The sequence below is a fragment of the Serratia sp. NA_13 genome (genome assembly GCF_052691735.1).
In genome coordinates, this window is sequence record NZ_JBQZFV010000002.1 from 217,024 (window position 1) to 229,402 (window position 12,379).

The following is a 12,379-nucleotide window of genomic DNA, read 5'->3' on the forward strand; positions in this document are numbered from 1 at the left end:
CACACCGCAAGATGGCGCTATGCCGTCTTTAAACTCCTTGTTCACTGCCTCTGCCCGATTGCGCTGTGGCATTGCCATTTTGTTACTGGCCATACTCTGGCTAGGCATCTACTGGGCGGTAGCGTTGCCATGATTAGCTTAAAACAGGCTGTCATGGGCTATGGTAGTACTCCGCTTTTTCCGCCGCTCAGCGGTCACTTCACCGCCGGCTCTTTGACTGCCGTCGTCGGCGTGAACGGTGCCGGTAAGTCAACATTGTTGAAAACGTTGGCCGGTCTTTTGCCTCTACAAAGTGGGGCCCTGTCTTTTAGCGGAAATAAATTACCGCGCATGGCTTATTTGCCACAGCAGGCCGAGCTGGATCGTCAATTCCCAATAGTCGTCAGCGATCTGGTGGCGATGGGAAGCTGGCCGCAGATGGGGATGTTTGCTGGGCTGAATAAGCGTGCTGCACTGCAGATTGCCGAGGCGCTGGATACCCTAGGGATGACTTCTATGGCCCGTAGCCCGGTTGGTGAGCTTTCCGGTGGCCAACTGCAGCGAGTATTGTTTGCCCGCCTGCTGGTCCAGCAGGCACCGCTGATTTTACTGGATGAACCTTTTACCGGTATCGACAGCGCCACAATCCAGCTATTGCTGCAAGTGATCGCTCAGTTGCATCGACAGGGAAGGACGGTCATTGCGGTGCTGCATGACATGTCGATGGTGGCGAAGCATTTCCCGCAGGCCTTATTATTGACGCCACAGTGTTGTCACTGGGGGGCGGCAGATCGGGTGCTGGAACACATTCCAGCGTTGAATATTGCCAGCTCGCCGCTGTGTCAAATGGCGGTGGCGCAATGACGTTAGTTGATCTCCTTGTCGATCCTTTTGCCTCGTTCGGTTTTATGCGCCGTGCGCTGGTGGCTTGCTTTGCCTTGTCGCTCAGTGCAGCGCCGTTGGGGGTTTTTCTGCTGTTGCGGCGCATGAGTTTGGTCGGAGATGCACTATCTCATGCGGTCTTGCCCGGTGCGGCGATAGGCTATCTGATTTCCGGCATGTCGATGGTGGCGATGGGCGTCGGTGGCTTTATTGCCGGGCTGGCGGTGGCAATGCTATCCGGGCTGGTCAGCCGACGAACGCCGCTGAAAGAGGACGCCAGTTTCGCCGGTTTTTACCTGGGTTCGCTGGCGTTGGGTGTCACTTTAGTCTCGCTGCGCGGTTCCAGCGTTGATTTGCTGCATGTGTTATTCGGCTCGATTCTGGCAGTGGATGTTCATGCGATTGTGATGGTGGGGGCGATAGCCAGCTTTTCGCTGCTGGCATTGGCCGCACTGTACCGTGCCCTGGTGATTGAATCTTTTGATGCCACCTTTTTACGCGTCAGCGCACCACGTTGGCTGGCGCTGATACACGGATTGTTCCTGGCGCTGGTGGTGATCAATCTGGTCGCTGGTTTCCAGATCCTCGGCACATTGATGTCAGTCGGGCTGATGATGCTTCCCGCCGCCAGCGCGCGCTTTTGGGCGAGTAATTTGCCACATATGTTGGCGGTGGCTATGGGTATCGGCATGCTTTCAAGCCTTGTCGGGCTGGAATGGTCGTATTACGCGTCATTGCCTGCCGGGCCGGCGATCGTGCTCAGCGCCAGCGTGATTTTCTTTGGGTCAATTTTGTTTGGGACGCGTGGGGGGATTTATTCCCTGGCGCGCCGTTGAGAAGTACCAAGTGCAAGGAGAAAGTATGAAACGTTTACCTATATCGCTGGCAGTCGCTGCTCTGCTGTCCAGTCCATTGGCCATGGCAAAGACTGTGGATGCCGTCGCCAGTTTTTCTATCCTCGGGGATATCGTCAAGCAGGTGGGGGGAGAACGCGTCAATGTCTCTACGCTGGTGGGGCCGGACGGCGATCCGCACAGTTTCGAACCCTCCCCGAAAGATAGCAAGCTACTGTCGCAGGCTGATGTGGTGTTCGTCAGTGGCCTGGGGCTGGAAGGGGGGATCGATCGCCTGGTCAGTGCCTCGGGTTACAAGGGGCAGGTTATTACCGCATCGCAGGGGATCAACTCGCGCCAGATGAACGAAGACGGCAAAGAGGTCACCGATCCCCACGCCTGGAACAGCATGAAGAATGGCGTGCAGTACGCTACCAACGTGATGAACGCGCTGATTGCCGCAGACCCTGAGGATGCCAACTATTTCCGTCAGCGTGGTGCGGAGTATATCCAGCAACTGCAGAAGTTGGATCTGTGGGCCAAAACGCAGTTTGCCGCAGTGCCCCAGCAAAAGCGCAAGGTGCTGACCAGTCACGATGCTTTTGGCTATTTTGGCCAAGAATATGGCGTCACCTTCCTTGCCCCGGTCGGCTTCTCTACCGAAGCTGAGGCGAGTGCCAGCGACGTGGCCGGGCTGATCAAACAGATCAAGCAGGAGAAGGTTAATGTCTACTTTATTGAGAACCAAACCGATCCGCGCCTGGTGAAGCAAATTGCTGCCGCCACGGGTGCCAAAGCCGGTGGTGAACTGTATCCAGAGGCGCTGTCCAAACCGCAAGGGCCGGCAGCTACTTACGTGCAGGCGTTCAAACACAACGTTGATACCTTGCTCGGCAGCATGAAGTAAACCGCAGTGGCCCTTTCATCAGGATAGGGCCACTGAAAGCGTTTCCGTTTCTCCATAAAAAAAGCCCCGTTGAGCAGCAACGGGGCTTTGCGACAGACAGATCACTGCTTTACTTAGCGCTTTTTCTTACGTCCCTGTACCGCTTTGAAGCGGGGGTTGGTTTTACAGATCACATAGATACGGCCTTTACGGCGCACGACCTTGCAATCCGGATGGCGATTCTTCGCCGAACGCAATGAACTCAAAACCTGCATGTGGATCCCCTGTTACTTATTGCCGGTAAAAAAGCGGCCAAAACGCTGCTGGAAGCGCGCGGTGCTACCTTCTTTAGAGAACTCTTTCTGTTTGCCGGTGTAATACGGGTGCGAAGCGGAAGAGATGTCGAGGGTGACATACGGCCAGCTTTCACCTTCAAGCTCAATGGTGCGATCGGTGTTAATGGTCGAACCCACCTTGAAGTAGGTATCGGCGCTGAGGTCGTGGAACACCACGGTACGGTAGTTTGGGTGGATGCCTGCTTTCATGATGCGTTCCAATGTTATGTTATACTATAACATTCATTATGCGCCGCACGGCAAGGCGGATCAAGTACAAAATGCGTCTGCCGATAAATTAATGAGAGTGGTTTGCATTAAGGCGATGAAGCTAAAGAAAAAGGCCGCATAAGCGGCCTTTGTATTCAGAGGTTCGGGAGCACTACTTTAATCAGTGATGATCAACTGGGTGGCTGTGTTCTATATCGTCAGACTTCTTGCTGAAGCGGCGGCGAACCACCACGAAGAAGACCGGAACGAAGAAGATGGCCAGCACGGTCGCGGTAATCATCCCGCCCATAACGCCGGTACCTACCGCGTTCTGTGCGCCGGAGCCTGCACCGCTGCTGATAACCAGCGGCAGTACCCCGAGGATGAATGCCAAGGAAGTCATCAGAATTGGACGCAGACGCATACGCACCGCTTCCAATGTGGCTTCTATCAGACCCTTGCCTTCTTTATCCATCAGATCCTTGGCGAATTCCACAATCAATATGGCGTTCTTCGCCGACAGACCTATGGTGGTCAACAGCCCCACCTGGAAGTAAACGTCGTTGTTAAGGCCGCGCATGGTGGCTGCCAGCAACGCACCGATAACCCCCAGTGGCAGAACCAGCATGACCGAGAACGGAATTGACCAGCTCTCGTACAATGCTGCCAGACACAGGAATACCACCAGAATCGAGATGGCATACAGTGCCGGAGCCTGGTTGCCGGACAGACGTTCCTGATAGGACATACCGGTCCAGTCATAACCAATGCCGCTCGGCAGCTTGGAGGCCAGTTCTTCCATCAGGTTCATGGCTTCACCGGTACTCTTGCCTGGCGTTGCCTGACCTAAAATTTCCATGGAAGGCAGGCCGTTATAACGTTCCAGACGCGGTGAACCGTATTCCCATTTCGCCGAGGAGAAGGCGGAGAACGGAACCATCTGGCCGCTGGTGCCGCGGACAAACCATTTATTAATGTCTTCCGGCAACATACGGAAGGGGGCATCAGCCTGTACGTACACTTTCTTCACACGACCACGGTCGATGAAGTCGTTAATGTAAGAACCACCCAACGCGGTGCTCAGCGTGCTGTTAATGGTGGTGATGCTGACACCCAGCGCCTTGGCTTTTTCCTGGTCGATAATCAGCTTGAACTGCGGCGTATCTTCCAGACCGTTAGGGCGCATGCCCACCAGCATGTCCGGATGCTCGGCAGCCATGCCCAGCAACTGGTTACGTGCTTCGGTCAGTTTCTCATGTCCCACACCACCCTGGTCGATCAGCTGGAAGTCAAAACCGGTCGCGGTACCCAGTTCGATAATCGCCGGCAGATTGAACGGGAATACCAGGCCATCTTTGATTTGCGAGAACGCGCCCATTGCGCGGCCTGCAATCGCCGGTACTTTATTCCCTTCACCTTTACGTTCAGACCAGTCTTTCAGACTGACAAACGACAGACCGTTGTTCTGACCATTACCGTTAAAGCCGAAGCCCGCAACGGTAAACACTGAAACCACGTTGTCTTTTTCTTTGGTCAGGAAGTAGTCGGTAACTTCTTCCAGCACCTTAGAGGTACGAGCTTCGGTAGCACCCGCAGGCAACTGCACCATGGTCAGCAAAATGCCCTGATCTTCGTCCGGCAGGAACGAGGAAGGCAAGCGCAGGAACAGCAGCGCCATGCCGACCACGATCAGCAGGTAGATCACCAGATAACGACCGGTGCTGCGCAGAATGTTGGCTATGCTGTCGGTGTAGTGATGGGTACTCTTTTCGAACATGCGGTTAAACCAACCGAAGAAGCCGGTTTTAACCCCGTGGTCGCCTTTCGCTACGGGTTTCAACAAGGTGGCGCACAGTGCAGGCGTCAGAATCAACGCAACCAGTACCGACAGCGCCATCGCGGAAATGATGGTGATGGAGAACTGACGGTAAATGGCACCGGTCGAGCCGCCGAAGAACGCCATTGGAACGAATACTGCCGACAGCACCATGGCAATACCGACCAACGCGCCCTGGATTTGCCCCATCGATTTCTTGGTGGCTTCTTTCGGCGGCAGTCCCTCTTCGGACATCACACGCTCGACGTTCTCTACCACCACGATGGCATCATCCACCAGCAAGCCTATCGCCAGCACCATGCCGAACATCGTCAGGGTGTTTATCGAGAAGCCGAAGGCTGCCAGAATGGCAAAGGTACCCAGCAACACCACCGGTACCGCAATGGTTGGGATCAAGGTTGCGCGGAAGTTTTGCAGGAACAAATACATCACCAGGAATACCAGGATGATGGCTTCGATCAGCGTTTTCACCACTTCATTAATCGAGATTTTAACGAACGGCGTGGTGTCGTACGGATAAACCACTTTCATCCCTTGCGGGAAGAAAGGCTGCATTTTGTTCAGCGCGTCTTTCACACCCTGTGCAGTGTTCAGGGCGTTGGCACCTGTAGCCAGTTTGATACCCAGACCCGCCGCCGGTTTGCCGTTATAACGTGCGGTCACGGCATAGCTTTCAGCTCCGCGCTCAATGTGTGCCACGTCGCTCAGGCGAACCTGAGAACCGTCGGCATTCACCTTCAACAGAATTTTGCCGAACTCTTCAGGTGAGGTCAGACGGGTCTGCGCGATGATTGAGGCGTTAAGTTGTTGACCCGGCACCGGTGGCATCCCGCCCAATTGCCCTGCGGCGATCTGGTTGTTCTGCTCGGTAATGGCGGATGTCACATCCGTGGTGGTCAATTGGAAGTTATTGAGCTTATTTGGATCCAACCAGACACGCATCGCGTACTGGGCACCAAACAGCTGCACTTCACCCACGCCGGCTGAACGGCTGATCGGGTCCTTGATGTTGGAGGCCACATAGTCCGCGATATCGTCCTGAGTCATGCTAGGATCGTCGGAAATGAAGCCGGCTACCATCAGGAAGCCGCTGCTGGACTTTTCAACTTTCAGGCCCTGCTGCTGGACTTCTTGCGGCAGTAACGGCGTAGCCAATGACAGTTTGTTCTGTACCTGAACCTGAGCGATGTCAGGGTCTGTTCCGGAGTTAAACGTCAGTGTAATGGTTACGCTACCAGAGGAATCACTGGTGGAGGACATGTACATCAGATTATCGATACCGTTCATGTTCTGTTCGATAATCTGAGTCACGGTATCCTGCACCGTTTTTGCATCTGCGCCCGGATAGTTTGCGGAAATACTAACCGCTGGTGGTGCAATAGTTGGATACTGCGCAACCGGCAGTTTCATTATTGACAGCACACCCGCCAACATGACGATGATGGCGATTACCCAAGCGAAAATCGGGCGATCTATAAAGAACTTAGCCATGTCTTAACGGCTCCTTTTTATGACTTCTGCGCTTCAGACTGCGGCTGCTTTTGCGCCTGAGTGTCAACTTCCTGCACTTTTACCTGAGCGCCTGGGCGGACTTTCATCAGGCCAGTGACAATCACGCGGTCGCCGGCTTTGAGACCGTCGGTAACCAACCATTTGTCACCAATCGCTTGGTCCGCTTTCAGCGTGCGCATTTCGACTTTATCGTCAGCGCCCACCACCATCGCGGTAGCTTCGCCACGCGTGTTACGCGTTACACCCTGCTGTGGCACCAGCAATGCATCGCTACGTACGCCTTCGTCCAGACGGGCGCGAACGAACATACCTGGCAGCAGCGTATCGTTCGGGTTAGGGAACAGGGCGCGAATGGTGATAGAACCGGTGGTTTCATCCACGGTGACGTCAGAGAATTCCAGCGTGCCTTCCTGAGCGTATTGCGCACCGTTCTCCAGCAGCAGTTTCACCTTGGCCTTGCCGTTTTCCTGTTTCAGCGCACCGCTGGCCAGTTCTTGCTTCAGGCGCAGGAAGTCGTTGCTCGATTGGGTAACGTCGACGTAAATCGGATCCAACTGTTGCACGGTAGACAGCGCCGTGGTTTGACCGTTGCTGACCAGCGCGCCTTCGGTTACGGAAGATTTGCCGATACGTCCGGAAATTGGGGATGTCACTTTAGTGTAAGCCAGGTTGATACGCGCAGTTTCTACCGCCGCTTTTGCGGCTATCACAGTGGCGTCAGCCTGCTGCAGGTTGGAAACGGCATTATCGTAATCCTGCTTGCTGATGTAACTGGTGCCCAGCAAGGGTTTGTAGCGGTTGACCGTTACGCGCGCGATAGAGGCGCTGGCCTGTGCTTTGGCCAGATCACCTTTGGCGCTGTCATAGCTTGCCTGGTAGGTTGCAGGATCAATCTGATACAGGGAAGTGCCTGCCTTGATATCGCTGCCTTCAACAAAGTTGCGTTTCAGGATAATGCCACTGACCTGAGGGCGAACTTCGGCGATACGATACGCAGCGGTACGGCCAGGAAGATCGGTAGTCATATTGAGAGGCTCGGCCTTCAATGTCACTACACCCACTTCGGGAGCCGGTGGTTGGGCGCCTTGCTGTTGGGTTTCTTTATCGTTACATCCTGTAAGCATTAAGCTGCCTGAAAGCATCAGAACTGCCGCCAGAGGCGTTAACCCTCTGTTTTTGTTCATAGAAAAACCTCAAGTGTCCGATTTCAAAATGATCAATGGATCACAAGCTTAAAAACCCATTGCTGCGTTAATTATATGTGCGTGCTATGGTACATACATACGCGAATGTATGTAAATCACACTCCCCCTAAAAAACAACGTCATGGCACGAAAAACCAAACAGCAGGCGCTGGAAACTCGACAGCACATACTTGATGCTGCGGTGCAAGAATTCTCTGAACGTGGCGTTTCCGCAACGTCACTGACAGATATTGCTACTGCTGCCGGAGTTACGCGTGGTGCAATTTATTGGCACTTCAAGAACAAGGTAGACCTGTTTAACGAAGTTTGGGAATTATCAGAGTCAAAAATTGGCGATCTGGAACTAGAGTATCAAGCAAAGTTCCCTGAGAATCCACTGCGTATTTTACGAGAAATTCTGATTTACATTCTGACGGCTACGGTTGATGACAGCCGCCGCCGAGCGCTGTTGGAGATCGTTTTCCACAAGTGCGAATTCGTCGGTGAGATGATGCCGCTGCATGAAGCGCGTAAAGTCTTGTACCTGACAGGTTATGAACGCATTGAGTCGGTGCTGCGTGGCTGTATTGAGCATGGCCAACTGCCCGTTGATTTGCACACTCGCCGCACGGCAATTATCCTGCATGCCTATATTACCGGCCTGATGGAGAATTGGCTGTTTATGCCGGAGAGCTTTGATCTGAAAGCCGAAGCGATGGCGCTGATCGACTCCTTCCTCGAAATGGTCCAATTCAGTCCCGCTTTACGAGTCAAGCCGGAAGAACTGGCGACGCAGCCCCGCAGCGTCGAAATCTATCCTTCATAGTTAGGAGAAACACCATGTCATCCGTTGTGTTGATTGCCAATGGTGCCGCTTATGGCAATGAATCCCTGTTTAACGCCTTGCGTCTGGCCATGACTCTGAAAGAGCAGCAAAGCGATCTCGACCTGAAACTGTTTCTGATGTCTGATGCGGTGGTAGCCGGGCTGGCTGGACAACAGCCGCGTGAAGGGTACCATTTACAGCAGATGTTGGAGATTCTCACTGCGCAACAGGTCCCGGTGAAACTGTGCAAGACCTGCGCCGACGCACGTGGCGTGAGCCAACTGCCACTGGCGGATGGAGTAGAGATCGGTACCCTGGTCGAGCTGGCGCAGTGGACTTTGGCGGCCGAGAAAGTGCTGACATTCTAATCCTGCGACATCTGTACATCACCAGCAATGCTTTTCTTATTCTTTGGCTATCTGCGATCGTGATAATCTTTAAGCTTCTTTATTATTGATTCGAAGCCAAATCATGCATCGCAGGTTAGCTAAAGGTTCTTTTCTGGCGTTTCCCTCATTCCTGAGTGTGGGCCTTTCCCGCACCCTTGCCCTGTTTTTACTGATTGCTGTTTGTGCGGTGTGCCAACCTGTGGCCTATGCGTCCTTTAATGGCGACCTGCCGTCCCGCAGCGAAATTCAAAGCCAGATTGAAGCGCTGAACAAGCAAAAGACGTTGACCTCGGTCAATAAGCTCACCCAGCAAGATTTGGCCCGCACGCTTGAGCTGCTGGATGCGATTGAACGCACCAAACAAGATAGCGCTCAGCTTAAACAGCAGTTGCAACTGGCGCCGGGCAAACTGCGTCAGGTAACCGCCGATCTTGATGCACTCAAGACGCCGGTAGATGGCACGGCCGCCAGGGGCGAGCTGCTGCAGCTTTCGCTGCGCCAGTTGGAAAGTCGCCTTTATCAAACCCTCGACGATCTGCAGACTGCGCAGGAAAACCTGTCGACCTATAACAGCCAACTGGTTTCACTGCAGACCCAGCCAGAGCGAGTGCAGAGCAGCATGTACACCGCCTCGCAGCGTCTGCAGGAGATCCGTAACCAGATCAACGATCGGACGCCGGGCCAAAATTCACTGCGCGACAGCCAGTTAGTCATGCTGGCAACCGAACAGACGTTGCTCAATGCGCAAATTGATCTGCAGCGCAAAAGCCTGGAAGCCAACACCACCCTGCAGGATCTACTGCAAAAACAGCGCGATTATACCACCGGGCATATTGATGCGCTGGATCACAACGTGCAGTTGCTGCAAGAAGTGGTCAACAGCAAGCGCCTGACACTGTCGGAAAAAACCGCCAAAGAGGCGCAGAACCCGGAAGATGCTACGGACATTCAGCACGATAAGCTGGTCAGTAAGGAGCTAGACGTTAACCGCCAGCTCAGCCAACGGCTGATTGCCGCCACCGAAGAGAGCAACGTGCTGTTCCAGCAGAATATTCGGGTAAAGAACTGGCTCGATCGTGGCTTGCAGGCGGAACGCAATCTGAAAGAACAGATCCAGGTGCTCAAAGGCAGTCTGGTGCTGTCACGTATTTTGTATCAACAGCAGCAAAGCCTGCCGCAGGGGACGCTGGTGGCAGACATGGGCACGCGTATCGCCGATCTGCGTCTGGAACAGTTTGATATCAATCAGCAGCGCGACGACCTGTTCAAAGGCGACGATTACATCAATAAGCTGGTTGCCGACAGTAAAGAAAAGGCCAGTGGAGACGTGCTTGACGCTTTAAACGAAATCGTCGATATGCGGCGTGAACTGTTGGATCAGTTGAACAAACAGCTAAGCAATCAATTGGCGCAGTCGATCAACCTGCAGATCAACCAGCAGCAGTTGACCAGCGTTAACAGCTCACTGCGGGATACGCTGACCCAGCAAATTTTCTGGGTTAACAGTAACAAACCGGTTGATTTGGCGTGGTTGAAAGCCCTGCCGGGGGCGGTCAGAGATCAGCTTGCCACCCTCGATTTCAAATTAGAACTTGGCAAAATAGTGCAGGGCGGTTTGAATTCACTGCTGGTGCTGATCCCGCTGCTGCTGCTGCTCGGTCTGTTACGCTGGCGTTACAAGCTGATCGACAGCCATTTGCAACGGCTGGCCAACGATGTCGGGCAGTTAAAGCGCGATGGCCAACTGCACACACCAAAAGCCATCTTACTGACCTTGCTGAAGGTATTACCCGGTTCGGCGCTGCTGCTGGGGGCGGGATTTTGGGGGGAGCGTGCCGAAATTGGCCTCAGTGATTTCATCTGGGCGCTGTCGCAGCAGTTGGCACTGTTTTGGCTGATTTTCGGCTTCACCTACCGCATGCTGGCAGTGGGCGGCGTTTGTGAGCGCCACTTCAATTTCACCCCTGAGCTTTGTGCGCATTACCGCCGTCAGGCGGTGCGCTTGGGCATGGCGCTGCTGCCGTTGATCTTCTGGTCGGTACTGGGCGAGAAAGCGCCGCTGCGGCTGGTGGAAGACGTGATTGGCCAAGTGGTGGTCATGCTGACGTTGGCACTGCTGACCGTGCTGGTGTTCCCGATGTGCCGTGACAGTTGGCGCGAGAAAGGTTCGCACGCGGTACGGTTGGTGATAGTGACCGCCATTGCGGCCACGCCGTTGATCCTGCTTGGGCTGATGTTTGCCGGTTACTTCTACACCACGCTGCGGCTGGCCGGCCGCTGGATCGACAGTCTGTACCTGTTTTTCCTGTGGAATATTGTCTATCTGACTGCGATCCGGGGATTGAGCGTCGCGGCCCGCCGCCTGGCCTACCGCCGTGCGCTGGCCCGTCGTCAGAGCCTGGCGAAAGAGAAAGAGGGAGCCGAAGGGCTGGAACCGGTTGAAGAACCTCCTTTAGCGCTCGATCAAATCAACCAGCAGTCGCTGCGTCTGACCACCATGGCGCTGTTTATTATCTTCGCCAGTGCTTTTTATGCCATTTGGTCCGATCTGGTGACGGTGATTTCGTATCTGGACAGCATCACGCTATGGCATTACACCGCTACCGTTGCCGGCAGCAGCGTGGCGCAGGCGGTAACGTTGGGCAATATGATGGTAGCAATAGCTGCGGTAATCGTTGCCTACGTCATGACGCGCAACCTGCCGGGTTTACTGGAGGTGGTGGTGTTGTCGCGGCTGCAGTTGCGGCAGGGGACCTCTTACGCCGTCACCACCATACTGACCTATCTGATCACCACCGTAGGTGCGGTGACCGCACTGGGATCGCTGGGTGTATCCTGGGATAAGCTGCAGTGGCTGGCGGCCGGTTTGACCGTCGGATTGGGCTTCGGTTTACAGGAGATTTTCGCCAACTTTGTCTCCGGTCTGATTATCCTGTTTGAACGGCCGATCCGTATCGGCGATACCATTACTATCGGCAGTTTCTCAGGCTCGGTCAGTAAAATCCGTATTCGTGCCACCACCATCACCGATTTTGACCGCAAAGAAGTGATCATCCCGAACAAGGCGTTTGTCACCGAGCGGTTGATCAACTGGTCGCTGTCAGACACCATTACCCGCGTATTGATCAAGGTTGGCGTAGCCTACGGATCTGACCTGGACAAGGTGAAAGCGGTACTTTTACAGGCGGCGCGCGATAACCCGCGGGTGATGACCGATCCCGAGCCGCAGGTGTTCTTCCTTAATTTCGGTGCCAGCACGCTGGATCACGAACTGCGCCTTTACGTGCGTGAGTTGCGTGACCGCAGCTACACCGTTGACGAACTGAACCGCTCGATCGAACGCCTGTGCCGTGAGAACGATATCAATATCGCCTTCAACCAGCTTGAGGTGTATTTGCACAATCAGCAGGGCAACGAGGTGCAGGAAGTGAAACGGACATTATCGCCGGATGAAGGCGGTACGTTGGCAGGATGATAATGGAATGAGAAGCAAGGGTTCAGCGCAG

At 54.3% G+C, this 12,379-nt stretch carries 10 protein-coding genes; 6 read left to right on the forward strand and 4 right to left on the reverse strand.

Translation table 11 applies throughout. From position 1 onward, the window contains the following. Positions 1–129 precede the first annotated feature (129 nt). Genes ACUTSU_RS04560 through ACUTSU_RS04570 form a run of 3 tightly spaced genes read left to right on the forward strand, consistent with a single transcriptional unit; the run spans position 130 to position 2,601 of the window. The gene (locus tag ACUTSU_RS04560) at positions 130–843 is read left to right on the forward strand and encodes a metal ABC transporter ATP-binding protein (RefSeq protein WP_445649736.1); all 714 of its coding nucleotides are present in this window, start codon (positions 130–132) and stop codon (positions 841–843) included. Next, positions 840–1,697 (forward strand): metal ABC transporter permease, encoded by an 858-nt coding sequence (locus ACUTSU_RS04565; protein ID WP_445653817.1) that lies wholly within the window; start codon positions 840–842, stop codon positions 1,695–1,697. Before ACUTSU_RS04560 ends, ACUTSU_RS04565 begins: the two co-directional genes overlap by 4 nt. Before the next feature lie 25 nt (positions 1,698–1,722). Further along, positions 1,723–2,601, forward strand: a complete 879-nt coding sequence (locus ACUTSU_RS04570) for a metal ABC transporter solute-binding protein, Zn/Mn family (RefSeq protein WP_445653818.1) — start codon at positions 1,723–1,725, stop codon at positions 2,599–2,601. 113 nt (positions 2,602–2,714) lie between these two features. Here ACUTSU_RS04570 and ykgO read toward each other — a convergent pair whose 3' ends face one another. From ykgO to sdeX, 4 genes are all read right to left on the reverse strand, one after another. After that, the gene (gene ykgO, locus ACUTSU_RS04575) at positions 2,715–2,855 is read right to left on the reverse strand and encodes a type B 50S ribosomal protein L36 (RefSeq protein ID WP_012005563.1); all 141 of its coding nucleotides are present in this window, start codon (positions 2,853–2,855) and stop codon (positions 2,715–2,717) included. 12 nt (positions 2,856–2,867) lie between these two features. Then, a complete protein-coding gene (locus ACUTSU_RS04580) occupies positions 2,868–3,125 on the reverse strand; it encodes a type B 50S ribosomal protein L31 (RefSeq protein WP_174353276.1) in 258 nt (85 codons plus the stop codon). 181 nt (positions 3,126–3,306) lie between these two features. Beyond that, on the reverse strand, positions 3,307–6,453 hold the full coding sequence (gene sdeY, locus ACUTSU_RS04585) for a multidrug efflux RND transporter permease subunit SdeY (RefSeq protein WP_445649739.1): 3,147 nt from the start codon (positions 6,451–6,453) through the stop codon (positions 3,307–3,309). 17 nt (positions 6,454–6,470) lie between these two features. Next, on the reverse strand, positions 6,471–7,658 hold the full coding sequence (gene sdeX / locus ACUTSU_RS04590; RefSeq protein WP_445649740.1) for a multidrug efflux RND transporter periplasmic adaptor subunit SdeX: 1,188 nt from the start codon (positions 7,656–7,658) through the stop codon (positions 6,471–6,473). A gap of 142 nt (positions 7,659–7,800) precedes the next feature. Here sdeX and acrR point away from each other — a divergent pair, with 142 nt between their 5' ends. From acrR to mscK, 3 genes are all read left to right on the forward strand, one after another. After that, positions 7,801–8,484 (forward strand): multidrug efflux transporter transcriptional repressor AcrR, encoded by a 684-nt coding sequence (gene acrR, locus ACUTSU_RS04595; protein ID WP_445649741.1) that lies wholly within the window; start codon positions 7,801–7,803, stop codon positions 8,482–8,484. 14 nt (positions 8,485–8,498) lie between these two features. Continuing rightward, positions 8,499–8,852 carry a DsrE/DsrF/TusD sulfur relay family protein gene (locus ACUTSU_RS04600; RefSeq protein WP_445649742.1) on the forward strand — a complete coding sequence of 118 codons (354 nt, stop codon included), beginning with the start codon at positions 8,499–8,501 and terminating at the stop codon, positions 8,850–8,852. Positions 8,853–8,955: 103 nt separating this feature from the next. Then, positions 8,956–12,348 carry a mechanosensitive channel MscK gene (mscK, locus tag ACUTSU_RS04605; RefSeq protein ID WP_445653819.1) on the forward strand — a complete coding sequence of 1,131 codons (3,393 nt, stop codon included), beginning with the start codon at positions 8,956–8,958 and terminating at the stop codon, positions 12,346–12,348. Positions 12,349–12,379: the final 31 nt, after the last annotated feature.